This window comes from Streptomyces sp. NPDC127068, assembly GCF_042724695.1.
Taxonomy (GTDB): domain Bacteria; phylum Actinomycetota; class Actinomycetes; order Streptomycetales; family Streptomycetaceae; genus Streptomyces.
The window spans coordinates 28,501-54,136 of sequence record NZ_JBHXEN010000043.1 but is presented as its reverse complement, the minus strand read 5'-3'; the positions used below and the strand labels follow the sequence as shown (position 1 = coordinate 54,136).

General features: G+C 71.5%; 24 protein-coding genes. 17 read left to right on the top strand and 7 right to left on the bottom strand.

Going from position 1 to position 25,636, the window contains the following annotated elements; all coding sequences use genetic code 11:
• The first annotated feature begins 12 nt into the window (after window positions 1–12).
• The 6 genes from ACFWIA_RS25125 (at window position 13) to ACFWIA_RS25100 (ending at window position 10,140) form a co-directional block, all read left to right on the top strand.
• Entirely contained in the window at window positions 13–1,074 is a 1,062-nt protein-coding gene (locus ACFWIA_RS25125; protein WP_387008754.1) for an extracellular solute-binding protein, read from the top strand.
• A 68-nt stretch (window positions 1,075–1,142) separates the two neighbouring features.
• Window positions 1,143–2,186 carry an ABC transporter ATP-binding protein gene (locus ACFWIA_RS25120; RefSeq protein ID WP_387008752.1) on the top strand — a complete coding sequence of 348 codons (1,044 nt, stop codon included), beginning with the start codon at window positions 1,143–1,145 and terminating at the stop codon, window positions 2,184–2,186.
• Window positions 2,183–3,982 (top strand): ABC transporter permease, encoded by a 1,800-nt coding sequence (locus ACFWIA_RS25115; RefSeq protein WP_387008751.1) that lies wholly within the window; start codon window positions 2,183–2,185, stop codon window positions 3,980–3,982. The genes ACFWIA_RS25120 and ACFWIA_RS25115 overlap by 4 nt, the downstream gene beginning before the upstream one ends.
• Window positions 3,983–3,999: 17 nt before the next feature.
• Entirely contained in the window at window positions 4,000–4,905 is a 906-nt protein-coding gene (locus ACFWIA_RS25110; protein WP_387008749.1) for a glycerophosphodiester phosphodiesterase family protein, read from the top strand.
• A gap of 4 nt (window positions 4,906–4,909) precedes the next feature.
• Entirely contained in the window at window positions 4,910–5,962 is a 1,053-nt protein-coding gene (locus tag ACFWIA_RS25105; protein ID WP_387008747.1) for a LacI family DNA-binding transcriptional regulator, read from the top strand.
• Window positions 5,963–6,135: 173 nt separating this feature from the next.
• Entirely contained in the window at window positions 6,136–10,140 is a 4,005-nt protein-coding gene (locus tag ACFWIA_RS25100) for an AAA domain-containing protein (RefSeq protein WP_387008745.1), read from the top strand.
• Between the two features lie 41 nt (window positions 10,141–10,181).
• Here ACFWIA_RS25100 and ACFWIA_RS25095 read toward each other — a convergent pair whose 3' ends face one another.
• Window positions 10,182–11,027, bottom strand: a complete 846-nt coding sequence (locus ACFWIA_RS25095; protein ID WP_387008743.1) for a class I SAM-dependent methyltransferase — start codon at window positions 11,025–11,027, stop codon at window positions 10,182–10,184.
• 338 nt (window positions 11,028–11,365) lie between these two features.
• On the opposite strand from ACFWIA_RS25095, the gene ACFWIA_RS25090 reads away from it, so the two are divergent.
• The 5 genes from ACFWIA_RS25090 to ACFWIA_RS25070 are packed head-to-tail and all read left to right on the top strand — an operon-like array spanning window position 11,366 to window position 15,713.
• Window positions 11,366–12,559, top strand: coding sequence for an ABC transporter substrate-binding protein (locus ACFWIA_RS25090; RefSeq protein WP_387008741.1), 1,194 nt, complete (start codon window positions 11,366–11,368; stop codon window positions 12,557–12,559).
• The gene (locus ACFWIA_RS25085; protein WP_387008739.1) at window positions 12,540–13,607 is read left to right on the top strand and encodes a FecCD family ABC transporter permease; all 1,068 of its coding nucleotides are present in this window, start codon (window positions 12,540–12,542) and stop codon (window positions 13,605–13,607) included. Before ACFWIA_RS25090 ends, ACFWIA_RS25085 begins: the two co-directional genes overlap by 20 nt.
• Window positions 13,604–14,380 carry an ABC transporter ATP-binding protein gene (locus tag ACFWIA_RS25080; protein WP_387008737.1) on the top strand — a complete coding sequence of 259 codons (777 nt, stop codon included), beginning with the start codon at window positions 13,604–13,606 and terminating at the stop codon, window positions 14,378–14,380. Before ACFWIA_RS25085 ends, ACFWIA_RS25080 begins: the two co-directional genes overlap by 4 nt.
• On the top strand, window positions 14,377–15,054 hold the full coding sequence (locus ACFWIA_RS25075) for a hypothetical protein (RefSeq protein ID WP_387008735.1): 678 nt from the start codon (window positions 14,377–14,379) through the stop codon (window positions 15,052–15,054). The genes ACFWIA_RS25080 and ACFWIA_RS25075 overlap by 4 nt, the downstream gene beginning before the upstream one ends.
• Complete coding sequence (locus ACFWIA_RS25070; protein ID WP_387008734.1) at window positions 15,051–15,713, top strand: hypothetical protein; 663 nt, start codon at window positions 15,051–15,053, stop codon at window positions 15,711–15,713. Before ACFWIA_RS25075 ends, ACFWIA_RS25070 begins: the two co-directional genes overlap by 4 nt.
• Before the next feature lie 91 nt (window positions 15,714–15,804).
• Here the strand turns inward: ACFWIA_RS25070 and ACFWIA_RS25065 are convergent, their stop codons facing one another.
• Complete coding sequence (locus ACFWIA_RS25065) at window positions 15,805–16,278, bottom strand: hypothetical protein (RefSeq protein ID WP_387008732.1); 474 nt, start codon at window positions 16,276–16,278, stop codon at window positions 15,805–15,807.
• Window positions 16,279–16,439: 161 nt separating this feature from the next.
• Entirely contained in the window at window positions 16,440–16,655 is a 216-nt protein-coding gene (locus ACFWIA_RS25060; RefSeq protein ID WP_387008730.1) for a hypothetical protein, read from the bottom strand.
• A 227-nt stretch (window positions 16,656–16,882) separates the two neighbouring features.
• Between ACFWIA_RS25060 and ACFWIA_RS25055 the strand changes: the two genes are divergently transcribed.
• Both ACFWIA_RS25055 and ACFWIA_RS25050 read left to right on the top strand, forming a co-directional pair.
• A complete protein-coding gene (locus ACFWIA_RS25055) occupies window positions 16,883–17,074 on the top strand; it encodes a DUF5133 domain-containing protein (RefSeq protein WP_387008728.1) in 192 nt (63 codons plus the stop codon).
• A 94-nt stretch (window positions 17,075–17,168) separates the two neighbouring features.
• Window positions 17,169–17,342: a CsbD family protein gene (locus tag ACFWIA_RS25050; protein ID WP_387008726.1), complete on the top strand. Its 174-nt coding sequence runs from the start codon at window positions 17,169–17,171 to the stop codon at window positions 17,340–17,342.
• 298 nt (window positions 17,343–17,640) lie between these two features.
• On the opposite strand, the gene ACFWIA_RS25045 is transcribed toward ACFWIA_RS25050, so the two are convergent.
• Complete coding sequence (locus ACFWIA_RS25045) at window positions 17,641–19,566, bottom strand: BTAD domain-containing putative transcriptional regulator (protein WP_387008724.1); 1,926 nt, start codon at window positions 19,564–19,566, stop codon at window positions 17,641–17,643.
• Complete coding sequence (locus ACFWIA_RS25040; protein WP_387008722.1) at window positions 19,563–20,015, bottom strand: S26 family signal peptidase; 453 nt, start codon at window positions 20,013–20,015, stop codon at window positions 19,563–19,565. Before ACFWIA_RS25040 ends, ACFWIA_RS25045 begins: the two co-directional genes overlap by 4 nt.
• Window positions 20,016–20,232: 217 nt before the next feature.
• Between ACFWIA_RS25040 and ACFWIA_RS25035 the strand changes: the two genes are divergently transcribed.
• The 4 genes from ACFWIA_RS25035 (at window position 20,233) to ACFWIA_RS25020 (ending at window position 23,540) form a co-directional block, all read left to right on the top strand.
• Window positions 20,233–20,415, top strand: a complete 183-nt coding sequence (locus ACFWIA_RS25035; protein ID WP_387008720.1) for a hypothetical protein — start codon at window positions 20,233–20,235, stop codon at window positions 20,413–20,415.
• Window positions 20,416–20,559: 144 nt separating this feature from the next.
• On the top strand, window positions 20,560–21,153 hold the full coding sequence (locus ACFWIA_RS25030) for a MauE/DoxX family redox-associated membrane protein (RefSeq protein ID WP_387008718.1): 594 nt from the start codon (window positions 20,560–20,562) through the stop codon (window positions 21,151–21,153).
• 12 nt (window positions 21,154–21,165) lie between these two features.
• On the top strand, window positions 21,166–21,669 hold the full coding sequence (locus tag ACFWIA_RS25025; RefSeq protein WP_387008716.1) for a hypothetical protein: 504 nt from the start codon (window positions 21,166–21,168) through the stop codon (window positions 21,667–21,669).
• Complete coding sequence (locus ACFWIA_RS25020; RefSeq protein ID WP_387008714.1) at window positions 21,666–23,540, top strand: ABC transporter ATP-binding protein; 1,875 nt, start codon at window positions 21,666–21,668, stop codon at window positions 23,538–23,540. The genes ACFWIA_RS25025 and ACFWIA_RS25020 overlap by 4 nt, the downstream gene beginning before the upstream one ends.
• A 357-nt stretch (window positions 23,541–23,897) precedes the next feature.
• On the opposite strand, the gene ACFWIA_RS25015 is transcribed toward ACFWIA_RS25020, so the two are convergent.
• Together ACFWIA_RS25015 and ACFWIA_RS25010 are read right to left on the bottom strand one after the other, a co-directional pair.
• Complete coding sequence (locus ACFWIA_RS25015) at window positions 23,898–24,107, bottom strand: MbtH family protein (RefSeq protein WP_385490560.1); 210 nt, start codon at window positions 24,105–24,107, stop codon at window positions 23,898–23,900.
• Between the two features lie 67 nt (window positions 24,108–24,174).
• Complete coding sequence (locus ACFWIA_RS25010; protein WP_387008712.1) at window positions 24,175–25,536, bottom strand: lysine N(6)-hydroxylase/L-ornithine N(5)-oxygenase family protein; 1,362 nt, start codon at window positions 25,534–25,536, stop codon at window positions 24,175–24,177.
• Between the last annotated feature and the right edge of the window lie 100 nt (window positions 25,537–25,636).

Sequence of the window (25,636 nt, the reverse complement as noted above, 5' to 3'; positions counted from 1 at the left end):
CGGAACGAAACGATGCGCAAGACCATCCCGGCCGCCGTTGCGGCGCTGGCCACCGCGCTGATCGCCACCGGGTGCAGCTCGCCGTCCGGGGCGAGCGGTTCGGGCGGCTCGGAGAGCCTCGTCGTCTACAGCAACTCGGTGTCCGACGGACGCGGCGAGTGGCTCAAGAAGGAGGCCGAGAAGGCCGGCCACACCCTCCAGTTCGTCGACCTCGGCGGCGGTGACATCCAGAACCGGCTGCTCGCCGAAAAGGCCAACCCGGTGGCGGACGTCACCTTCGGCCTCAACAACGTGTACTTCGAGAAGCTCAAGGAGGCAGAGGTCCTCGACGGCTACACCCCCGCCTGGTCCGAGGAGGTCGACGCCTCGCTCGGGGACGCCGAAGGCAAGCAGTTCTGGCCCATCGTCCGCGAGCCGATCATGCTGGTGTACGACAAGGGCGCCTACTCCGACGCCGCCCGGGCCCCGTCCGACTGGCCGGACCTGTGGACCGAGGAGGAGTTCCGGAAGAAGTACGAGGTACCCACCGAACTCGGCGGCGCCACCACGCAGATGGTGTTGGCCGGCATCCTCAGCCGGCACCGCGACGACCGGGGCGACCTCGGGATCAGCCAGGCCGGTTGGGACGCCGTCGAGTCCTACTTCGCACACGGCGTGCCCTCCGTGCCGAACACGGACCTGTACGCGCAGATGGCCGCCGACAAGGTCGCCGCGGGCCAGATGTGGTTGTCCGGCAAGGCCACCCGCGAGGAGCAGTACGGGATCGAGACGGAGGCCGTCAAGCCGAAGACGGGCGTTCCGATGGTGGTGCAACACGTCGGACTGGTGAAGGGGACCGAGAAGGCCGACGCGGCGAAGGAGTTCATCGACTGGTTCGGCAGCGCGGACGTCCAGGCCGCCTGGTCCGCGGAGTTCCACACCGCGCCGACGAACGAGGGCGCGCTGGCAGGGGCGGACGCCGAGGCGCTCGAGGTCACCGATTCCTTCACCGAGCAGGACATCGACTGGTCGTTCGTGGCGGGCAACCTCGACCGGTGGACCGAGAAGATCGAACTCGAATACCTCCCCAACTGACCCCGACCCCGCTCCCCGGGCGTTCGGTCTCCGCTGTCCGTCGCCCCCGACCCGGCCCAAGGACCACTATGATCACCTTTGATGACGTTTCGGTGAGGTTCGGCACCTTCGAAGCGTTGCCCTCCTTCTCCCTCCACATCGCGGAAGGGGAGTTCTTCACCCTGCTCGGACCCTCCGGATGCGGGAAGAGCACGGCGCTGCGCGCGGTCGCCGGGTTCGTCGACCTCAGCGCCGGGGACGTCCGCGTCGGTGGCAAGAAGGTCACCCACCTTCCGAGCGGCAAGCGCGAGGTCGGGATGGTCTTCCAGAACTACGCACTGTTCCCCGGGATGAACGTGCGCGAGAACATCGCCTTCGGGCTGCGCGCGCAGAAGCGGCCGGGCAGCGAGATCGACCGGCGGGTCAACGAGATCGCGGACCAGGTCGACCTCTCGCAGGAGCAGCTCGTCAAGGGGGTGGCGGAACTCTCCGGCGGTCAACAGCAGCGCGTGGCGATCGCGCGCGCCCTGGTCATGCGGCCCAAGGTGCTGCTCCTCGACGAGCCGCTGTCCAACCTCGACGCGAAGCTGCGCCGCCAGCTGCGCAGTCAGCTCAAGGACCTTCAGGGCCAGTTCGGGATCACCACCGTCTACGTCACCCATGACCAGGACGAGGCCCTGTCGATGAGTGACCGGATCGCGGTGCTCGACCGGGGGCGGATCGAGCAGGTCGGCACGCCCGAGGAGGTCTACGAGCGGTCGGCGAGCGAGTTCGTGTGCACGTTCATCGGTGAGGTCAATCGGCTGAGCCCGCGGCTGGTGGGTGCCCTCGCCGCCCGTGGCGCCCCGGAACTCGACCCCGCCGAGTCCACCTACGTCCGGATCGAGAAGGTCGGCCTGGTGCGGGAGGGCCGGCCGCACCGGGGGCCGTCCGTCCGAGGGACCGTCATGTCGCGCACCTACCACGGGACGCACAGCGTGTACCGCCTGCGGACCGAGCACGATGAGTTGCGGGCCGTGCTGGGCGACGGCGACGGGCCGCACCTCGCGGCGGGTCAGGAGGTCGACCTCGTCTTCGACCCGGCGTCCCTGATGCGGTACCGCGGTGCGTCGGCGGCCGGGGGGCGGGGATGAGCCGCGCCCTGCGGACGATGCTCCGCTCGCCCCTGGCAGTCGTCGCGGGTGTGGCCCTGGCGTGGTTCGTGTTCACCTTCCTGATCCATCCGAACGCGGTGCTGTTGAAGGAGGTCTTCGCGCCCGGGGGCTCCTTCAGCGGGCGCGCCTTCCAGAAGCTGTGGTCGTCCGAGCGCGCGCTGGACTCGTTGCGCAACAGCTTCGTGCTGGCGGCCGTCCTGACCGTCACGGTGAACGTGCTCGGGGTGTTCATCGTCCTCGTCACCCGTTACTTCGCGGTCCGTGGCGCCCGTCTGCTCTGGCTCGGGTACGCGACGACCCTGGTGTACGGCGGTGTCGTCGCCGTCTCGGGGTACTCCTTCGTCTACGGCGAGACGGGTTTCGTGACGCGGCTGCTCCTGCGGGTGGTACCGGGGTGGGATCCCGCGTGGTTCTCGGGGATGTTCGCGGTCGTGGTGGTGATGACCCTCACCGGCACCGGGTACCACATGCTGTTCCTGTCCTCCGCCCTCGCCCGGATCGACTACCAGACCATCGAGGCGGCGCAGCAGTTGGGGAGTTCGCCGTGGCGCATCCTGCGCACGATCGTGCTGCCCGTGCTCAAGCCGACCCTGTTCGCGGTCACCGTCCTGACGTTCCTCGGCGGGCTGGCGGCCTTCGCCGCGCCCCAGGTCCTCGGCGGCCGGGAGTTCCAGACGATCACCCCGATGATCCTGACGTTCTCCGGCAATCCGGGCTCCCGCGACCTGGCCGCAGCCCTCGCCCTGGTGCTCGGGCTGGCGACGCTGCTGCTGCTCGCCGTGCTGAACCGGCTCCAGGCGCAGGGCACGTACTTCTCGGTGTCGAAGGTGTCCACGGCGCTGAAGAAGCAGCGCATCGGCCGTCCGGTGGCGAACGGGGTCGTCCATGTGCTCGCCTACGCCCTGTTCGTGGTGTACCTCGTCCCGCCGCTGCTGATCGTGCTCTTCTCGTTCACCGATGCCGCGACGATCGCCTCGGGCGACCTCGGCGCGAGCAGTTTCACCCTCGCCCACTACGAGCGGGTGTTGACGGATGCGGCGGCGTCCTGGCCGTTCGTGGTGAGCGTCGGGTACGCGGCGGTGACCGCGGTCGTCGTCCTCGTGATGATGCTGTTCGTCGCCCGGATCCTCCAGAAGTTCGTCAACGCCGTCACCGTCACCGTCGAGTACCTGCTGCACATCCCGTGGGTGCTGCCGAGCACCCTGACGGCACTGGGATTGATCATCACGTACTCCGTACCCCGACTCGCGGTGGGCGGCGCGGTGTTGAGCGGAACGGTCGGTCTGTTGGCCGTCGCGTACGTCACGGCCAAGATCCCGTTCACCTTGCGCATGCTCAAGGCCGCCTACGCGAGCATCCCGGTCTCGCTGGAGGAGGCGGCGGCCCTCCTCGGCGCCGGCACGCTGCGCACCTACCGTCGGGTGCTGCTGCCGTTGGTCCTCCCGGCCGCGGCGGCCGTCAGCGCGCTGAACTTCACCAGTCTGCTCGACGACTACGACACGGCCGTCTTCCTCGCCCACCCGCTCTACCAGCCGCTCGGCATCGCCATCCAGAACGCCGCGCGGGGTGAGGGCACCAGCGACGCAACGGCCCTGACCTTCGTCTACACCGTGCTGCTGATGGTCATCTCGTCCCTCGCCATGTGGTTCGTGTACGGCCGCAACAGCGGTACCGGGAGACGACGTTCACCCCGCTGGAGGCGGCGTCGGCCGGCGGCCTCCGGCGTGCGGGCCACCACCCCTGCCACCACCGCTTCGACGGCGTCGACCGTCTGAGGGAAGGAACCTCCCCCGTGTTCGGACAGATGCAGTACCGGAACGTCAACGCGCTGTTCAACGCCCACCTCGCGCAGCGCACCCCGCTGATCTCGGCGCACCGCGGTACGGGGCTGGGCAACGTGCAGGAGAACACCGCCGACGCCGTGGAGGCGGCCCTGCGGCAAGGCGCCGACATGGTCGAGTTCGACGTCGTCCGATCGGTCGACGGCGTGTTCTTCCTCCTCCACGACGGCTACGAACGCCATGCGTTCGACCTCGACCTCGATCTGCGCACCCTGCGCGCCGAGGAGATCCGGGCCCTGCGGTACCGCTGGACCCGCCATGACTCCCCGGTCACGGAACTGGACGCCGTGTGCGAACGGTTCCGCGGTGAGGTGCTGTTCAACGTGGACCGGTCGTGGTGGTACTGGGACGACCTGTTGCGGTTCGCCGACCGCTACGACATGGCCGGACAACTCGTCTTCAAGAGCCCCGTGGAGGAGGTGTGGTTGGAGAAGCTGCGACGGCATCCCGTCAAGTACCCGTTCATCCCGATGGCGCGCTCGTTGGCGGACGTGGACGCCGTGCTCGGTGACCCCGACGTCAACCTGGTGGGCGTCGAACTCCTCGCCGTCGGCGAGGACGACGAGTTGGCCCGTCCCTCCGTCGTCCGGGACCTGCACGGGGCGGGGCTGGCCTGCCTCCTCAACGCACTCAACCTCGCGAACGGCGTGCCCCTCTTCGCCGGGCACGACGACCACACCTCCGTCTTCGGTGACCCGGACGACGGCTGGGGGTGGCTCATGGAACACGGTGCGGACATCGTCCAGACCGACTGGCCGGACCTCCTGGCCCGCTACCGGCAGCAGGTCCGCGGCACCCTTCCGCGGCAGTACCGCCGTGACCACGGACCGGCCGCGGGTGCGCGGCGGACGGGGTGAGCAGGTGCGATCGCGTTCCGACTCCGACGACGCTTCCCCGCTGAAGGTCACCATGGAAACCGTCGCCGCCGCGGCCGGGGTCTCCCGGGCGACCGCCTCGCGCGTGTTCTACGGCTCGACGCCGGTGGCCCCGCGTACGAGGGCGGCGGTGTACGCCGCGGCGGAGCGCCTCGGATACGTACCCAACACGATGGCCCGCTCGCTGGCCGCGCACGGCTCCGACATCCTGGGCCTGTTGGTGCGCGATCCGACCAATGCGGCGTACGGGCTGCTGTTCAGCGAGTTGCAGGCCCGGGTCAGCGGGGCCGGACTCCAGATGGTGACGGTGGCGCCCTCCCGGAACGAGGGCGCCCAGTACGAGCGTCAGGCGCTCAACCGGCTGCTCGGGCTTCGCGTCGGCGGCATGTTCGTGGCCACCGGAGTGATCCGGGCCCAGATGCTGGAACCGTTCCTCGACCTCGTGCCGGTCGTCGTGGTCGGACGGCCGGAACCCCATCCGCGCATCCACAGCGTGTCCTACGACGAGGACGACAACGCGGCGCAGCTCGCCGACGCCGTAGGGGCACAGGGGCACCGTTGCGTGGCGGTGGTGACGCCCGGTGCCGACAACTCCGTGCCCGAGCACCGGCGCGGCGTGGCGATGGCCCGCCGGCTGCGCCAGCACGGCATCCGGGTGCACACGATCGACTCCCCCACGTTCGGGCGGGCCGAGGAGGGCGGACGGGAGGTCATCGACCTCTACCGCGCGGGCCGGATCACCGCGGCGATGTTCCCCTCGGACTGGCGTCTGCTCGCTTTCCTCCCGCTGGCCCAGGCGGCGGGCGTCCGGGCTCCCGAGGACCTGTCGCTCACCGGGTGCGACGGAATCCTGCCCGGCATCGACCTGTTGGGGTTCACCACCGTGCGCATCCCGGTGGAGCGGGCGGCGGGGCGCGCGGTGGAGGTCATGCGGGCCCTGCGGGACGACCGGGTCCGGACGCCCGCCGCACAGGAACTGCTGCCCGGTGTCTTCGTGCCCGGCCGCACCCTCGGACCGGCGCCCGGGACCGTGCGGTGAGGTCCGTCCGACGTCGACGGGCCCCGCCGGCACGGGGTGGGCGTGGCCGCCCGCGCGGGGGTCGGCGACGCGGCCGACGGTGCCGGGTGGACACCGTCGGTCGGGTAGATTTCCCGGCAGTTGATCGGCGCGCGAAGCGGCTGTGCGCCGGATGTGCGACACGGGGGCGGCGGGTGCGGACCGGGAAGAAGAACGGCCGACGGCAGGCGGTCCTGCTCGATTGTTGGCGGGCGGTCGAACTGTTCAGTCCTCCCAGCATTCCCGAGGTTCCTCGACGCCGGAGTGCGGCCCGGTCCGGAACCTCCGACCAGCACGTCCTGGACCTGGTTCCGGCTGCCGGGCAGAGCGCTCGGGAGCTGCCCTGGGCGCCCGACCACCCGGACACCGCCGCGCGCCGGGCGCCGTCCGGGATGATGTGGCGGCACGAGGTCTACGGCGGGGTCTTCGACCTGGAGCTGCTGCGGCAGGCGATGATCGCCGTCCTGCCCGCCGACTCCGACCCGGACCCGGGGGTGCCGCAGGACGAGCTGGTGCTGTCGGGCCAGAGTGCGATGTTCGCCCTCGTCGTGGACGAGCACGGGCTCCTGGTCGAGGACACGTCCGTGGTGTCCGCGTGCGGCTGGGCCACCGGCCGCCTCTTCGACCCGGGCCCGTCCGCTCCGGGCTGGTTGGACGGCTTCGACGAGTTGAGCGAGGCGTTCGCCCGGGCGGTCGACGAGCTGACCGCCACCCCGATGCCCTACGCGTCCGCCGGATCGTCGACGGTTCCCCCGGGGCCGGAGGCGGGGGCGGCCTCACGCGGGTGGCAGGAGTTGCTCACCGAGATCCTGGGCGGCGCCGCGGCCAGTGCGGTCGGTGCACTGTTCGGGGACGTCACCGGCGCTGCGGTGCGGGGCGCCACCGAGCCGCTGGTGCGGCGCGCCGCCGACTGGGCGGCGCGCCCCACCGCGCGGGGCGCCTCGGAGGCGGGCGGGTCGCCGGAGTCGGACGGCGCCCCCGCCGAGGGAGGCGGTGCGGCACCGGTGACCGATGTCCCCGCCGGCTCGGTGGTGGGCGGTCCCCGGCCGGTCGCACTCGCCGACCTGGTGGCCCTGACCGCGCAGATCGCCGATCTGTGCGGTGTCCAGGACCGTCTCGATCCCCGGGTGATCCGGGTGCGCAGCCTGCTGGTCCACCGTCCGCGCGACGCGCAGAAGAGCACCGCCGCACAGCCGTTCCTCAACAGTCTGCTGCCCCCGGACCTGGCCCGGGTGCGCGACGCGCTCCCCCAGGGCCCGGGGCCGGCCCTGGAGGGCTACCTCACGGCGCGGCAGTCGATCGATCCCGAGGCCCGGACCGATCTGCGGCACGACCGGCGGAACGTGTTGGCGGGGGTCGCCCCCCGGTTGGTGCCGGCGGGGCGCTGGCCGGCCAAGGCGCAGCACCCGCTCGCCCTCAGTCAGCAGTTCGCCGTCAACCGTGTGCTCGCCGACCTGGCCGGCTCGGCGGGCGGGCTGTTCTCGGTCAACGGCCCGCCCGGTACCGGGAAGACCACGATGCTGCGGGACCTGGTCGCCGCGCTCGTGGTCGAACGTGCCGCGGTGATGGCCACCTTCGACCGTCCGGAGCAGGCGTTCACCGGTCGGGCGTGGCAGGGCAACGACCGTCAGGGCCGGCACAAGCGTTTCGTCGCGAAGCTGGACCCGCGGTTGACCGGGTTCGAGATCGTGGTCACCTCGTCGAACAACGGAGCGGTGGAGAACATCACCGCCGAGCTGCCCGGGGCGGACGCGCTCGACGAGCATTGGCACGACGGCACCGACCACTTCTCGGACCTCGCGTCCGCCCTACTCGGCGGTGCGCCTGCCTGGGGGCTGGTGGCGGCGGTGCTGGGGAACAAGGGCAACCGCCGGGAGTTCGGGGAGCGCTTCTGGTGGGGGCGGCTGCCCGAGAAGGAGAGCAAGGCGCGGTCGGCTGCCGGTCTTCCCCGGTTGCGCGGGATGCAGAGCATCCTGAGCGACTGGGTGCCGCCGCGTTCCGCGGGGCGGGGCGGGCGTGCCCCGCGCGCCGCGGGTACGTCGACCGTCTCCGTCGCCGGTACGTCGACCGCCCCCGCCGCGGGGGTGTCGACGGGGGCGGCGCCGCCCGTGGGGTCGGCCTTCCCGGTGCCGTCCTGGGAGGGGGCCGTCGCGGCGTTCCGGGCCGCGCAGGCCGAGGTCGACCGGCTGCGCGCCGAGCGGGTCCGGCTGGACGCGGCACTGAGCGAGGTCGCGTCGGGGCGGGCCGCGCAGCGGATCGAGGTGCTGCGGGCCGCGGTCGGCCGTGCGGATGAGGGGGTGGCCGCCGCCGACGCGCGCCACGGTGCGGCCGGCGCGGCCGTGGCCGCGGCGGGCGCCGCGTGCCGGGCCGCCGCGGTCAACCGACGAACCGCGGAGGAGCTGGTTCCGGCCGCTCGCCAGGAACTGGCCACCGCCCGTGCCCGGGTGTCGGCCGCCCGCGAGTTGGCCGCGCAGCGCCGTCAGTACGTGGAGGCGCTGACGGCCCGGCACGAGGCACCGGTGGTCGTGGAGCGCGGTCTGCGCGGTGGGTTGCGGCGGCTGCTCCAGACCAGCGCCGAACGGGAGGCCGTCGAGCAGCAGCGCGAGCGCAGCCAGGCCGAGATCGCGATCGCGCTGGTGCAGGAGCGGGCTGCGCTGGACACGGCGATGACGCAGGTCAGTGCGTGTGTGCAGGCCGAGGCCATGGCGGTCGACGGCCATGCTCGGTGCTCGGCCGGGCAGGACGCCGCCACCAGCGCCGCCGCCACTGCCCTGGCACGTGAGGAGGCGGCCCGCGGGGCGGAGGCGGCAGCGCGGGAGGCCACCGGACGGGCACGCCGCGAGGCGGTGACGGCCCGGCAGGACCTGGCCGCCGCGTTGAACGCCCTCGAAGCCCAGCGCACCGGGTTGCGGGAGGCGGCCGACGGCCTGCCCTCGTTGCCGCTGGACTGGCTGGCGCTCCCGGACGGTGCGCAGGAGCTCAGCTCGCCGTGGTCCGACGAGGCGTGGGCGACGGCCCGTAGCGATCTGTTCCTGCGTGCCCTCGACCTCCACCGGGCCCTGGTCGCGGGCACCGCGTTGAAGGTGCGCGGCAATCTCCAGGTCCTGATGGAGTCGATGGCCGGGACCGGTGGCCCCGTTCCGGACGAGGAGGTCCTGCGTGCCTGGCAGACGCTCTTCCTCCTCGTTCCGGTGGTGTCCACCACCTTCTCCTCCATCGGCAGCATGTTCGCCCGCCTCGGGCAGGGGTCGATCGGTTGGGTCCTGGTGGACGAGGCCGGCCAGGCCACGCCGCAGGCCGCGGTCGGCGCGCTCTGGCGGGCGAAGCGTGCGGTCCTCGTGGGCGACCCGCTGCAACTCGAACCCGTCGTCACCATGCCCTCGGCGCTCCAGCGCCGCTTGCTGCGTGCCTACGGCGTGGACGAGGAATGGCTGCCCTCGGCGACGTCCGCGCAGGCGGTCGCCGACCGGGTGAACCGCTACGGCACCTCTCTCCCGGGGCCGGCCGGGGGTGACGACGACCACGTCTGGGTGGGCTCGCCGCTGCGGGTCCACCGCCGGTGCGAGGAGCCGATGTTCACCGTCAGCAACGAGGTCGCCTATGACGGACTGATGGTCTACGGCACCAGCGGGCGGCCCTTCCCGGACGAGGCCCGCGACGGTCTGTTGCCGAGCCGCTGGCTCAACACCGACGATCCCGCGCGGCCGGCTGACGCCGCGTGGGGCGAGCGGGACCGTCGGGCCTTCACCTTCGTCCTCGATCACCTCGACCGGGAGGGCGTGGACCTGGAACGGCTGCGCATCATCGCGCCGTTCCGGGCGCTGGTCCGTGAGTGTCAGAGGGTCTGCGGCGATCGTCCGGGGTGGACGCGCGCCCTGCTCGCGGAGCGCTGCGCCACGGTCCACAGGGCGCAGGGCAAGGAGGCGGACGTGGTCGTCCTGGTCCTCGGCGGCAACCGTCCGGGTGCCCGCAGTTGGGCGGCGCGCACCCCGCACCTGCTCAATGTCGCCGCCAGCCGGGCCAAGCGCCGTCTCTACGTCATAGGTGAACGCGAGCTGTGGGCACCGCTGCCGCACTTCGACGTGCTGGCCGCGCAGGTCGTGGAGTTCGACCACGTCCGGGACCGTGCGGGGTGGCCGTCGCTGCTCGATCCGCGCTGAGGGGCCCGGGTGTCGGGCCGGTGTCCGCGGTGCGCCGGGGCTCAGTCGGGGGCGTCCGCCTTCAGGTGGGCGACGGCGTAGGGGCGCGAGCCGAGGGTGACCAGGCGGAACAGTCCGGCGACGGCGCGGTGGACGGGGCCGATGCGTTCCATGACCGGGTGCTCGGCGACGACGTGCCAGCCGGGTGCGGTCGCGGCGAGGTGGCGTCCGTCGGGTGCACCGGAACGGAAGCGGGCGCCGGTCGCCTTGACGATGGGGTGTCGGTCGCTGAGCGCGATCCGGGGGTGGAAGTAGTCGCCGGAGAGTTCGGTGCCGGGTCCGAAGGCCGTGCGGCAGGAGTCGAGGAAGAAGCGCACCTGGTCGGGGGCGAAGTACATCAGTAGGCCTTCGGCGAGGACCAGGACGGGGCGGTCGGAGGTCCGCGCGGTGAGGGTGTCGTGCCAGCCGGGTTCGGTGACGGACGCGGCGAGCAGCGTCACGGGGTCGTCGGGCAGCAGGGTGCGGCGCAGTCGGACCACGTCGGGCAGGTCGACGCCGAGCCAGGTGACGGAGTCCGGGATGCGGTCGTCGAGGCGGTGGGCCCGGGTGTCGAGGCCGATGCCCGCGGAGAGGACGACCCCGTCGGGGTGGCGCGCGGCGAACTCCGTGGTGATGCCGTCGAGGACGATCGCTCGGTGGACCGATCCGACGGCGTTGCCGCGGTCGGTGAGGACCTCCGGCAGCCGGTAGTCGATCCGGGCCAGCAGGCGGGCGGCGAGGGGGTCGCGGAAGGTGGTGCCGGGGAGGAGGTCGGCGGCGTGTGCGCGGCCGTACAGCGGCGTCAGCAGGGTGACGGACACCCCGTTCAGGCCGTGGGTCGGGGCATCGCCCCGGGGCTCGGCGGACATGGTGCCAGGGAAGCCCGGTCGTCGGGCCGCGTCAAGGGTCGTCACCACGCCGCGTCGCGTCCGCGCCGGGCTCCGGGGTGTCGGCGGGCTGCGAGTGTGGCGGGTGGGCGGTGACGGGGCGGTGGGCGATGACGGGGCCGAGCGGCCTCGGACGGGGTCACCCCGGAATGCATGTGATCAAGTGCACATATCGTCCGATTCAATTCCAACTCCCGCCATGCAGAGACATGTTGCGCCCTGCGAATCCCCTCACGCCCCACACGCCACCCCATCCCGCACCCCCGTGGACATAAGGTAAGCCTTACCTAAGTAACACCTTCCCTGTCCGGAGGTTCGTCATGCCCGCCCCCGTGCCACCCCTGCCCAACGGCTCCCCAGCGCATCACGGAAGCACCCGGAGGAGCACCGATCGGCGCGGACTCCTGAAGCTGCTCGGTGCCGGGGGCGTGGCCGTGGCCGCCGGTGGTGCGCTCGCCGGCTGCTCGTCCCGCGACGTGCAGGACGGGAAGGGCGCCGCACCGAGCGGTTCGGCCGGGTTCACGGTGACGGACCAGCGCGGCGTGAAGGTCTCCTTCGACGGTCCCGTCTCCAAGATCGCCACCACGGTCATCCCCTCGCCGTCGATCCTCGCCGCGGTGGACGGCGGTGTCGACCGGATCGTCGGCATCAACGAGTCGACCCTCGTCGCCAACAAGCAGGGCATCTTCGGCGAGATGTTCCCCGCTTCCACGAAGACCCGGACCGTGTCCGGAAGCGACTTCGTCCCCAACGTGGAGACGCTGCTCTCGCTGAAGCCCGATGTCGTGATCCAGTGGGGGGACATGGGCGACGAAGTCATCGCCCCCTTGGAGAACGCCGGCTTCAAGGTCATCGGGTTGACGTACGGGACCCAGGAGAAGCTGGAGACCTGGATCTCCCTCTTCGGCAAACTCACCGGGAACGAGAGCCGCGCCGACGACCTCGTGTCCTGGATGCACGCCGAGAAGACCGCGGTGAGCGCGCTCGTCCGCGGGCAGCAGCGTACGGGCCAGAAAGTGCTGTACCTGCGGGCCGCCGCCGACGGGTGGACCTCGTACAACGGCAGCGGCTACATGAACTTCTGCACGGAGCTCGTCGGCGGGGTCAACCCGGCCAAGGACCTGAAGGCGGCGAGCCCCCAGGTGTCCACGGAACAGATCCTGGAGTGGGACCCCGACGTCATCCTGCTCAGCGCCTTCGACGAGAAGCCGCCGGCCGCGTTGTACGGCGACCCGAAGCTCGCCCGGGTGCGGGCGGTGCGCGACCGGCGCGTGTACAAGATCCCGCTGGGCGGATACCGATGGGACCCGCCGTGCGCCGAGTCCCCCCTGATGTGGCGGTGGATGACGCAGGTCCTGTACCCGTCGACCGCCCGGGCAGGCGGGCTCCGCGCCCAGCTCACCGGCGCGTTCGACCGGCTCTACGGCTACCGGATCTCCGCCGCCCAGGTCGACGACGTCCTCCGGCTCGACCTCAACTCCAGGAGCAGCGGCCATGACGGCTTCCGCGCCTGAACGCACCCTGGACGTGCGCGGGGACCGGCCGTCCCGTACGTGGACCCGCGGTCTGCCCCTGTTGGGTGCGGTGTGCCTGCTCGTCGCCCTGGGTGCGCTCGCCGTGGGGCGGTACGTGGTCCCGCCCAACGAGATCGTACGGATGCTGCTCGGACAGGTGGTCCCGATCGACCAGACCTGGACGGCCACCGAGCAGACCGTGGTGCTCGACGTCCGACTGCCCCGGCTGATCCTGTCGGTGCTCGTCGGCGGCGGGCTGGCGCTCGGCGGCGCGGCGCTCCAGGGCGTGTTCCGCAACCCGCTGGTCAGCCCCGACGTCATCGGCGTCTCCTCGGGGGCGTCCTTCGGCGGCGTGCTCGCCCTGGTGCTGGGGCTCGGTTCGATCGGCCTGGTCAGCAGTGCCTTCGTCTGCGGGCTGGCGGCGCTCGCGGTGGTCCTGATGATCGGACGGCTCTCCACCGGCTCCCCGCTGTTGATGATCGTGCTCGGCGGTACCGTCACCGGCGCCTTCTTCGCCGCGCTGGTCTCCTTCACCACCTATGTCGCGGACCCCTACTCGGAGTTGCCGTCGATCGTGTTCTGGCTGCTGGGCAGCCTGTCGACCGCCGACTACGGAAAGGTCCTGGTGGCTGCCGTGCCCGTCGTGGCGGGTGCCGCGGTGGTCCTGGTGCTGCGGTGGCGGCTCAACGTCCTCTCCCTGGGGGACGAGGACGCCCAGGCCCTCGGGGTGCCGCCGCGCACCACCCGGGTGTGGTTGCTCGCGGCGGTCGCCCTGATGACCGCCGGCGCGGTCGCCGTCTCCGGGCTGATCGGCTGGGTCGGGTTGGTGGTACCGCACCTCGCCCGGCTCTGGGTCGGCACCGACCACCGGATCCAACTGCCGGCCGCGTTCCTCGTCGGCGGCGCCTACCTCACCCTCGTCGACACCCTGTCGCGCACCGTCACCGAGGCCGAGATGCCGCTGGGCATCCTCACCGCCGTCATCGGTGTCCCCTTCTTCGTCGCGATCCTGGCCCGCTCCCGCAACCGACTGTGGACCAACGAATGATCCAGGCACGTTCCCTCGGCTACCGCTACACCCGCGACGACTTCGTCTTCCGCGAGGTCACCGTCGCCGCCCACGAAGGCCGCGTGCACGCCGTGCTGGGGCCCAACGGCCGCGGCAAGACGACCCTGTTGCGCTGTCTCGCCGGGCTGCTCACCCCCACGGAGGGGACGGTGGCCAGCGACAGTCCGGTGTCGTACGTACCGCAGTCGCACAGCACCGCCTTCTCCTACCCCGTCGCCGACATGGTCCTCATGGGGCGCTCCCGACAGCTCAAGGCGTACGCGTCGCCGGGGCGCCGTGACCGACGACTCGCGGACGAGGCCCTGGAACGCGTCGGCATCACCGCCATGCGTGACCGGGACTACGCGCACCTCAGCGGCGGAAAACGCCAACTGGTTCTGATAGCACGGGCGTTGGCAGCACAGTGCCGGATCATGGTGTTGGACGAACCGGTGTCCGCCCTGGACCTGCGCAACCAGGCGCGGGTCCTGACCCTGTTGCAGTCGCTCGCCGCGGACGGCATGGGCATCACGCTCACCACCCACCACCCCGACCACGCCCTGCACCTCGCCGACGACGTCACCCTCGTGCTCGGCCCCGAGGACGTGCGGACCGGCCCCGCCGCCGATCTCCTCACCGCCTCCACCCTCACCGAGGTGTACGGCCTGCCGGTCACCACCCCCCGGGCCGACGGCCCGCGCGGACCACGCACCCTCGTCGTTCCCGATCTGGGGCCCGAACGCCCCACCCGCACCACTGAAGGCGCCCCATGACCGGCTCCCCCGTCCCCGGCACTCCCCCGCCGCGCGAACCCGCGCCACGGGTCCTCAAGGCGACGATGGGCCCCTCGACGGTCGACCGCACGGTCCCCGACCGACCGGTTTCCACCTTCGACCTCTACGAGCTGACCGCCGCCCGTCTCGACGGCTGCCGCGGGCTGATCCTCTCCCTCGACTGCGACCAGGTCTTCCTCAGTGCGCGGGCCGACCTGCTCGCCGACTGGGTACGCGCCGGTGGGCGCGTCCTCGTCAACGGACACGTCAACCGGCCGTTCCTGCCGGGTCTCGCCCCCTGGCGACGCCTCGACCACCGCGGTCCGCGCGACCTGCGGATCACCCCGGTGACCCCGCACCCCGTCTGGGCGGGCGTCGACTTCGACGAACTCCTCTACCGCACCGGGGTCCCCGGCACTCCCACCGGCGAGGAACTCGCGCGCGTCGGCGTCGCCGGCTTCTACGGACGCGGTTACCACGGTGCGCTGCCCGAGGACGCGACGGTCATCAACGGCATCGGCCCGTACCGGCTCCCGATCGACATCAGTTACCCGCTGGGCGCCGGGGCGGTCCTGGCCCACGCCGGGAACGACCTGCTGTCCTTCAGCGACCACGACCGCACGACCCGCCACCTCGGGGCGCGACTGCTCGACTGGCTGGAGGGACCCCGATGAGCCCCGAACCCGCCCGTCTGGGCATCCTCCACGGGGGCAGCTTCTTCCAGCTCGCCGCCCTCGACGACCCCGCGGTCCACCTCTGGCGACCGCGCGCCCACTACCTGCCCGAGCTCGCCGCGGGTGACCTCGCGGACCTGGACGTCCTCCTCGTCTGCGACCGGCTGCACGGCGCCCGACTCACCGCTGCCGCACCCGAGATCCTCACCGTCACGGAGCGCGGCGGCACGGTGATCGTCCTGGGGGAGAACGAGATCGCGCCCTGGCTCCCCGGGCTGCGGTCCCACCGGCCCGCGGAGACCGACTTCTGGTGGTGGCGCACCGGCGCGGACCCGGGGGTGCGGCGGCGCTCGCCGGACCACCCCGCCTGGCGGCACCTCAGCGAGCGCTCGGTCCGCTGGCACTACCACGGCCTCCTCCACCCGCCGGAGGGCGCCAGCGTCCTGGCCCTCACCGAGAAGGAGGGCCCGGGTCCCGCGGAAGTCCTCCTCTACGAGGACCGCGTCTCCACCCCGGGCCGTCTCGTCGTCACCACGATGGACCCCGTCTACCACCACGGTTCCGCCTTCATGCCCGGTGCGACGCAGCTCCTGTACGGGCTGCTCGGCTGGACCATGACCGAAGCGGGTGCGCCGAAGGCTCCCGTCGGGGCACCGTAGCGCCGGCACCGCGCCGAACGAGGCACCCCCGGACGGGAATCCCGTCCGGGGGTGCCTCCGTGCCGCGCGCTGCCGGCGGTCGGAGCGGCGCTCAGTCGCCGGTGTTGGTCGCCCACACGGGGCGACGGCTGCTGTCGTAGACGACGACGTTGCCGTCGTCCTGCACGGCGAGATAGGCGCCCTTGTTCCAGGTGCCGGCCGCCCAGACGGCCCGGCCGGCGCTGTCGTAGACGACGAAGTTGCCGTCCTCCTGGAAGACGGCGCAGTTGCCGCGGCTCCACGTGTTGGGAGCCTGCCACGCGGCGCGGCCGTCCTTGTAGAGGACGAAGTTGCCGTCCTCCTGGAGGCGCAGGACCGCCCGGCCGTTGCCCGACGTCCATGCCTGGTTCTTACAGATCGTCGCCCGCGGCCGGATGATGGTGTCGCTGGTGGGCCGTGCGTTCACCGCCCGCTCGGCGGCCGGGACCGTACCGGCCGGACCCAGCGCGGTCACCGCGTGGGCGCTCCCCGCACCGGCGAGGGCCAGTACCGCCGCCACGGCACACATCACTGAACGCGTGTTCATCGCAACCACTCCTTCAACAGATAGCGCCCGAAGTGAGCACAAGTGTCGCTATGCACACAAAGAATCACCATCTGTGACGGATGTGTCGAGGGGTTCCCTTGAGCCCCACTCCAACGAGGGACCCTCGCCGCGACGCGCGACTGCGGAGACCCGCGCTCGCCTCAGAGCCCCAGGCCCAGCATCGCCACGGACATGGGGAGCGGGGACTCCTCGGGGAGCGCCGGTGGGCCCTCGCCCCGATCGGTGTGGGTGGCCGGGACGGCGCGCAGCACTCCGATGCCGCCCGCGGCCCACGGTGCGTCCGTCGGCTGGAGGGACAGCGTCACCCGCTGGCCGCCCAGGGTGGCCTCCAGTCGGCCCGTGTCGTTCGTCTGCATGGCGGATCCGCCTCCGTCGAAGGGCACGAGCCGGGGTTCCGGCTCCGTAACCCACGACGGACGGCGGTCGCGGAAGGTTCCCCTCCGCGGCCGGGCTGCACGGCCCCCCAAGCCGGGGCGGGTGGGGTCGCGGTTCGGGGGTACCCGGGGACGAGGTGGCCTTGCTCGTTCGCCGCCGCACCGGGCGCGGCACCGCTCCCGGTGCCCCCCGGAGGTGGAGGCTTTTCATGCTGAAGGCGCACCCGGCCGTACTGCGGAACCTGCTGGCCATCCATGCCGCCCTGCGGCATGAGGTGTCCGGTGACGTCGTACCGCTGCAGGCGTGGCGGCAGCTCCTGGACACCGAGTACACCCTGTGCGTGTCGACCGGCACCTACTCCGTCGAGGAGGCGTTGGCCGCGGCCCGCAGCCAGCTGTGAGGAGCGGCCCCGGCCCTCCTCGGGGCGACAACCTCCGCCGTTCGCCGTGTAATGGTGAAGAGCGAGGAATCTGCCACGAGAGGAAGGACGTGTCATGGCGAAGGACGAGAAGGCCCGCGCGAAAGCGCAACAGATCAAGGGCAAGGTCCAGAAGGGGACCGGACACGCCGTGGGCAACGAACGCTTGGCGGCCGAGGGCAGGGCCAAGGAAGCGGAAGGTCACGCCCGAGCGGCCAAGGAGAAGGCCAAGGACGCCTTCAAGCCTTAGCCCCGCAGTCCGTAGGCTCCTCAACGAGGCGACCGCACACAGATCGTAGGGGGTCTCCCGGCGCCCGCGGGGATGAGGAGTAGTTCCAGGCGTCCTCGTGCAGCGGGAGTCCCTTCCCGTGGGACCCCGCGCGGGGTGAGGGCGACCCGGTCGCACGGCCCCTCCGGGGCGGGGGGGGTGACGGCCCATCTTCGCCGTCAGTTCTCCCCTGCCCTGCTCCTTTCCGGACATGCCCGTCGGATCGGCCCCGTGGACGCACGCGCGCTCCGTGGTGGCCGACCGGCTCCGGTCGTCCGGATCACGAAGCCGCGCCCGCTGCGACGGTCAGGTGAGGGGTCCGGACGGTGAGGTCGGGCAGGTCCAGCTCTGCCGCGTACAGCCGAGTCAGCTCGTGGATGCGGAAGGTGTCCTCGGTGACGGGGTCGATGAGTTGGGCCTCGACCAGTTGGTCGAGGGCGTCCGCCGCACGGCGTTCGTCGGAGCCCAGGAGCGCGGCCACGTGGGCCACGTCGAACTCGTCGTCGCCGTGCAGACCGAGCAGGCGCAGCAGGCGCAGCGTGGGCGCGAGGCGCGCGGAGCCCGTGCGTGCGGCGCCCAGGAGTTGACGGTAGCTCTGGTGGATGCAGGCGCGCACCGACAGCCCCTCGGCCTGTAGTTCGTCCAGTCGGTGGGCGCGGTGGCGGAGGCGTTCGGCGAAGCCGGTCAGCGTCCATTCGGGTCTTCCGGCCAGACGCGCTCCGGCGATCCGCAGCGCCAGCGGGTGGTGTCCGCAGAGCCCGGCCAGTCGCACCGCGGCGGCTTCCTCGCGGACGAACCGTTCGCCGCCGCCGAGCTGTGCCAGCAGCCGGACCGAGCTGGCTTCGTCGAGGGCGCCCACGGGGATGCGCGTGGCGACCAGGGTGGGCAGGCTGGAGCGGCTGGTCACGAGGACGGCGCAGTCGTTGTTCGCGGGGATCAGCGGGAGGATCTGGGAGGCGTGGCGGGCGTTGTCGGCGAGGATGAGCATCCGGCGGCCCGCGAGCACCGAGGAGAAGCACATGGCGGCTTCGGTGGCGGAGCCGGGGATCCGTGCGGGTGGCACGCCGAGCGCACGGAGGAAGCCGGTGATGACCTCGATGGTCTGTGGTGGGCCGTGTGGTGCGGTCTCGGCGAGGTCGGTGTAGAGCTGGCCGTCGGGGTACCACGGGGCGAGGGTGTGCGCGTGGTGCAGGGCGAGGGCGGACTTCCCGAAGCCGCCCTGTCCGTGGAAGACGAGGGTCGCGGCGCGGGTGGCCCCTGCATTCGCGGTCGAGGTGGCGGCGCGCAGGGCTTGGTCGGCCCGTTCGGTCTCCGGATGTCGACCGACGAACACCGTGGATTCTGCGGGGAGTTGTCGTGGTCCGCGGGCCAGGGCACTGCGGGTGGCGCGGTGGGCCGTTTCGGTCGGGGTCTGGGGAACGAGCAGGGTCGGGTCACGGCTGAGGACGGCCTGGTGCAGTCGGGAGAGTTCGGGGCCGGGGTCCATGCCGAGTTCGTCGCGCAAGGTCGCGCGGGCGGCACCGAACGCCCCGAGGGCGCCCGCGATGTCGCCGTTGCGGTACAGCGCCAGCATCAGGCGTCCCCGTAGGCGTTCGTGCAGCGGGTGCAGTTCGATGACCTGGCGCAGTTGCTGAACGACCGTTCCGTGGCGTCCGAGTGCCGTCTCGACTCCGGCCTGCTCCTCGACGGTGTTCAGGTGGAGCTCGGTCAGATGTTGGGTGAACTCGCGCAGCGCCGTCCCGGGGGTGACGTTCTCCAGGGGGAGGCCGCGCCACAGGTTCAGGGCCTGGGCGTACAGTTCGGCGGCCTCGGGCAGACGCCGCTGGGCGGCGGCGCGGTTCGCGCGGGCGGCCGTGGCGCGAAAACGCGGCAGGTCGAAGTCGGCCTCGCCGATCTGGAGCAGGTATCCGGAGCGTGAGGTGGTCAGCCGGGTGTCGGAAGCGTGCAACCAGCGGCGGAGCTTCATGACGTACGTCCGGAGGTTGGCCACCGCCGACGGGGGCGGTTCATCGCCCCAGATCTCCCGCACCAGCACCGGCGTGGGCACCGTCCGCCCGTCGTGAGCGAGGAGCAGTGCCAGCAGGACGCGCTGTTTGTCCGCGCCGATGTGGACGGGATCGCCCGACACGCTCAGCTCCAGTGCCCCGAGGGCGCGGAAGGCCACGGCGGGCGGCCCCGGCACGCCACCGATCGTGCCCGCGATCACAGGGGTGCTCCGCCGAGTCGGCGCACCGCGATCCCGAGGAGGCGGTCGCCGTCGAAGAATCCGCGGTGGCGCGAGTCGATGCTGTCCGGGCCGTCACCGAAGACGACGAGGGACCCCGGCGGCACGGTGTCGCGCGCGTCGCCCCCCGCGGTGTCGGCGGGCACCGGATCGCCCGGGAGCGCGACCACCCGTTTGATGTTCCAGCCCGGGTCGTCCGGGCGGTGGGCCGACGGTCCCGAGGACCGCGGCGGCTTGAGCACGACGACGTCACCGCGGCCCACTTCGGCCAGTGTCCGGCATCGCACGACGACTCGTTCCCCGTTTTGCAGGGTCGGCGCCATGCTGTCGCCGCGCACGGCGACCACGCGGAACGATTTCCGTACGTGTGCTGTCGTGAGTGCCGCTGCGGTCAACAGCGTGCACAATCCGGCAGTACTCCATCCCCCCACAGGCAGGCATCCTCCTTGTTCACCGAACGCTTTCACTCAGTCAACAAAGGGATCTTGCGTGGGGCGGGATCGAGTGTCAACACCCCCGGCGAAACGGAGCTGACCTGGTGTGTCATCGGCCACACACACCGCTGTATTCCCGTTGTACGCCTCCGTGTACGAGGTCCTCATAGTGTCTGACCTCAGCCATTTCACCGATGCATGGAAGGGGAATGCCGTGAACAAGCTGCTCAGGAAGATCGGCGACCGCGCCTTGGAGCGTCTGGTTCCCAACACGACCGCCGATGCCACCGTCGGGTTCTACAAGCACTGCTACTGCAACGGGCGGATGGACTACTGGAAGCTCTGCCCCTACAACGGCGGAGCCTGTGGCCCGTGTCGCCGCACCGGCGAGTGCTAGAAGGCGCTCGTCAGCACCGTGCGACCGGGTGACCGGTGCGCACGCCGTCAGCCGTGACGCGCTGACACGTTGAACCCGCCGGTCCGCCGCCGCTGACCCGTCGGCGGACCGGCACCTTCCGTGGCGGACCCCAAGGAGGGACGGATGCACTACCTCGCGCTCGCCGCCCGCCTCCTGTTGATCCTCGTCTTCGTGGCCACGGCCGTGGGCAAGTCCCGGCGGCGTGCGTCCTTCGACGCCTTCGTCGCGTCGTTGAGCGCGCTGCGGCTCTTCCCCCGCCGGCTGTCCACGCCGGTGGCCGTGGCCACGATCGCCGCCGAGGCGGTCGTCGTCGTCCTGCTGGCCGTGCCCGCCACCGCGGGATCGGGGTTCGCCCTGTCGATCGCGTTGCTGGCCGTGTTCATCGCCGGCATCCTGGCCGCGCGGCGCGGCGGACGCCAGGTCCCGTGCCGTTGCTTCGGCGGCAGCACCGCCGGCCCCCTGGGCGTGCCGCACGTGATCCGCAACCTCCTGCTCGCGGCGGTGGCAGCAATGGGTCTGGTGGCCGAGGCCCTGACCGGTGCGTCCGTCGCTCCGCACCCCGGTGGTGTGGTGATCGCGGCCCTCGCCGCGGCCGTCGCTGCCTTGTTGGTGGTGCGCATGGACGACCTCCTCCTGGCTCTCGCCCCGAACCCCCGACGGCCGCCGGGCTCACCGGCGGGCCGACCCGGCCGGCCCGTCGGCCGGTCCACTCGTTGACTGGAGTATGTGATGGGCTTTCTCGTCGTGGCGCTGGTGCTCGTCGCCGCACTCTGTTGCTTCCAGTTGGTGCTCGTCCTCGCCGTGCTCCGGCGGCTGCGCGAACACGAGTCCCGCCTGGAGCAGTTGGGCGGGGCAGCCGGGTTCAGCACCTACGACGGTGCCGAACTGGTGGGCCGCCGGCTTCCCGGCTTCGCCGGGGCGACGGACGGGGCTCCGCAGCTGCTCGGGTTCTTCTCGGTGGACTGCGACGCCTGCCACGAGCAGGCGCCGGGGTTCGCCGCAGCCGCCGCGGAACGGAACGCCTCGGCGGTCGTGCTCGGGAGCCCCGCAAGGGAGTTCGCCGGGCTGCTGGCGGACGTACCGACGGTGATCGTGGGCGCGGAGGGAGAGGCGTTGGCGAACGCGGTCGACATCCAGGCGTTCCCGACGTTCGTGGAGGTGGACGCGGACGGGGTGATCGTGCGGGCGAGCGTCGACCTGGCAGAACTGCCGGCTGCGGCACCGGCGCTGTGAGCGGTGGGCTCCGGGAGGAACGGCTCGGACGTCATCTGCGCACGGTCTGGGGGCACTGTTGGGCAGCCGCCCCCTGGGTGTGGTCGGCGCACCTGCCGCTGGCGGTGGTGTCCGGTCTCGTACCGATGACGACGGCCTGGCTGACCAAACTCGTGGTCGACGACCTCACGGTCGGCGGGGGCGAGCACACGGTGTCCTACGCGGCGGGTCTGGCGGCGCTGGGCGTCATCGCCGGCGTCGCCCCGCAAGTCACCGAGTACCTGCGCAGTGAACTGGGCCGCCGGATGGACCGTTTCCTCCAGGACCGGCTGCACACCGCGGTCAACGGGTTCCAGGGTCTTTCGCGCTTCGAGGACCCGCGCCACCTCGACCGGCTGCGCATGGCCACCCAGGCGTCCGGCGGTTCCCTCCAACCGGTCACCGGGGGCATGGCGGACACCGGCCGGAACGCCATCGCCCTGACCGGTCTGCTGATCACCCTGTTCGTCCTCAGCCCCGTCATGGCGGGGCTGGTGGTGGTCGCCGCGGTGCCCGTCCTGTTCGGGCAGTTGGCGCTTTCACGGCAGCGGGTGGGCATGCTGGCCGCGACGTCCACCGCAATGCGCAAGGAACTGTTCTACTCGGCCCTGTTGACCGAGGAACGGGCGGCCAAGGAGGTGCGTCTGTTCGGTCTCGGCACCTTCCTCAAGACGAGGATGCTCGGTGAACTCGTCGGCATCCAGGCGGCGGAGCGCCGCATGGACCGCAAGGACGCGGTCGTGCAGAGCGCCCTGTCGGCGCTGTCGGCGGTGGTGGCCGGGGCCGGGCTGGTCTGGGCGGTGCACGCGGCGACGGCGGGGCGGTTGACACCGGGTGACGTGACGGCCTTCGTCGCTGCCGTCACCGGAGTGCAGATGGCGCTGGTCGGGCTGGTCGCCAACCTCGCACAGGCCCATGCGGCGCTGCTCATGTTCTCGTACCACGTCTCGGTGACCGAACTGCCCGACGACCTGGCCCCGCCCCGGCGGCACCTGCCCGCGGGTGCGGCACGCGACCTTCCGGCCCTGCGCCACGGCGTGGAGCTCCGGGACGTCTGGTTCCGCTACGACGAGCAGCATCCCTGGGTCCTACGGGGCGTGGACCTGTTCGTGCCGTTCGGGCAGTCGGTCGCCCTCGTCGGCCTCAACGGTGCGGGCAAGAGCACCTTGATCAAGCTGCTGTGCCGGTTCTACGACCCGGTACGGGGCTCGGTCCACTGGGACGGCACGGACCTGCGGGACGTCCCGCCCGAAGAGCTGCGACGCCGCATGGGGGTGCTCTTCCAGGACTTCATGAGCTACGACCTGACCGCAGGCGAGAACATCGGCGTCGGCGACCTGGAGTGGATCGAGGACCCGGCGCGGGTGCGGGAGGCGGCCGGACTCGCCGGGGTGCACGACATGGTGACGGCGCTCCCCCGGGGCTACGACACCCTGCTCAGCCGGATGTTCTTCGACGACGGGGAGGGCGAGGACGCCGACGATCCCGAGTCGGGCGTGGTCCTCTCGGGCGGGCAGTGGCAACGGCTAGCCCTGGCGAGGGCGTTGCTCCGGCAGGGCCGGGACCTCCTGATCCTCGACGAGCCCAGCGCGGGACTGGACGCCCGGGCCGAACACGAGATCCACACCAGGCTGCGTACGCACCGCGCCGGAGCTACGAGCCTGCTGGTCTCGCACCGGCTCGGCGCCGTGCGGGAGGCCGATGTGATCGTGGTGCTCGACGGGGGCCGGATCACCGAACAGGGCACGCACGGGGAGCTGATGGCGGCCGGCGGCGCGTACGAAAGGCTCTTCACCCTCCAGGCGGAAGGGTACGCGTCCCGCACCGAACGGGCCGGCGCCATTGACCGGTGAGCCGGCCGTTACCGGCGCTTCGAAAAGAGCGTACTCCGCTTTGATGGCCAGCGACCTTTCCTTTGCGTGGAGTTCAGAATCCCATGGGTCGACGGGCGTGGAGATCTGGGGTATATCGGTGATCGCCGCGTCCACTTGCCCCCGCGGTCGAGGTGGACGGGGCATTCGAAGGGAATCCCAGGAATGGGGCCGGCGCCCCCGGCCGGGCAGCGGGGCGGGATTCCCGAAGGGCAATTCCCTTCGCGTGCGCGCACTTTATCGGGAGCACGACGGCCGGTGACGATCGCGGGCGGCACACGCATGACGCGTCGCCCGTGGAGAACCCCCTCCACGGGCGACGCGTCGTACGTCGGCCGGTCAGCCCTGTCGGGCGATGAGGCTCGCCGGGCGTAGGTCCGTCCAGTGCTCTTCCACGTACGCCAGGCACGCATCGCGCGTGTCCTCACCGAAGACGGTCCGCCACCCGGCCGGCACCTCGGCGAAGGACGGCCAGAGCGAGTGCTGGTTCTCGTCGTTGACCAGGACGAGGAAGCCGCCCTCCGGGTCTTCGAACGGGTTGGTGGTCATGCGGTGGTCACTCCTCGTGGACGTGCGGTGGACAACGTGGACGACTGCTCGTGAGGTGGGGGGAGCCTCAGCGGACCGAGCCGATGCCGTCGGCAACGGGCTCGGGCTCGCCCTCGGCGGGCTCCGCACCGCGCTCGACGATCGAGTCCAGGATCTCACCGACCCGGACCGCGATGTTGGACAGCAGCGACGAGGTGATGCCGTGGGTGTGCTCCGTGCCGCCCTGGAGGTAGATGCCGCACCGCACTTCGGGTTCGGTGGCGAGGCGGTAGTCCCGCTCGACCCGAGCGCGCCCCTGGTCGTCGCGGTGGCAACGCTCGGCGACCTCGCCGAGGACTCCGAAGGGGTCCACCGGGCTGTAACCGGTGGCGAACACCACGACATCGGCCTCCAGGGTGGTGTCCTCCCCCGTGACGGAGGAGGTGGCGGTCGCCCGGACCTTGTCGCCCGCCTCTTCGACGCCGGTGAGCCGCGACATGTTGAGGAAGCGCAGCCGCTCGGTGCCGAGGACCTTCTCCTGGTACACCTGCCGGTAGAGATCCGCGATCAAGTCGACGTCGACCACGGAGTAGTTGGTGTTGCCGTGGTAGTCCATCAGTTTGCGCTTGACGTCCTCGGGCGCCGTGAAGTACTCGTCCACCGCGGCGGGGTCGAAGACGCGGTTGGCGAAGCTGCTGTCGTCGGCGGGGCTGTAGCCGTAGCGCGAGAACACCGCGCAGACCTCGGCCTCGGGGAAGCGGCGGTGCAGATAGGCCACGTTCTCCGCGGCGCTCTGCCCCGCGCCGACGACGACGAAGCGGGAGGGGTCGGCGCCTTCGAGGCCGTCGAGCTGTTCGAGCTTCGTCAGCAGCTCGGAGGTGTGCCAGATGTGGTCGCTGCGCTCGATGCCGTCCGGCACGAAGGGCCGCAGGCCGGTGCCGATGACGAGGTTGCGGGCGCGGTGGACCACCGTCTCGGCCCCGGAGCGGGCCGTCACGTCGAGGTACTCCACCACGCCGTCGCGCACGACGGGTTCGACGGCGATGACCTCGTGGCCGTAGGAGACCATGTCGTCGACCTTCGCCGCGGCCCACTCCAGGTAGTCGTGGAACTCGACGCGGAGCGGGAAGAAGCTCTTGTGGTTGACGAAGTCGACCAGCCGGCCCTTGCTCTGGAGGTAGCACAGGAAGGTGTACTCGCTGGACGGGTTGCGCAGGGTGACGAGGTCTTTGAGGAAGGAGACCTGCATCGTGGCGTCGTCGATCAGCATGCCGCGGTGCCAGCCGAAGCTCGGCTGGCGCTCGAAGAAGTGGGCAGTGACGGCATCCTGCCTCTCGACGCGTGCGTTGTGCTCGCTGAGCGCAATCGCCATGGCCACATTGGACGGCCCGAAGCCGATGCCTATGAGGTCGTGGATCAGAGGTGCGTCGCCAGGAAGAACCTGTGACATGTCACTCCCATCGTGCGGGACAGCCGCCTGTCAGGCGTGGATGAAATGAACGAGGCGCCGAGCCCGCTCATGGACGCCACGCCCCCGAATTTAGGTAAAG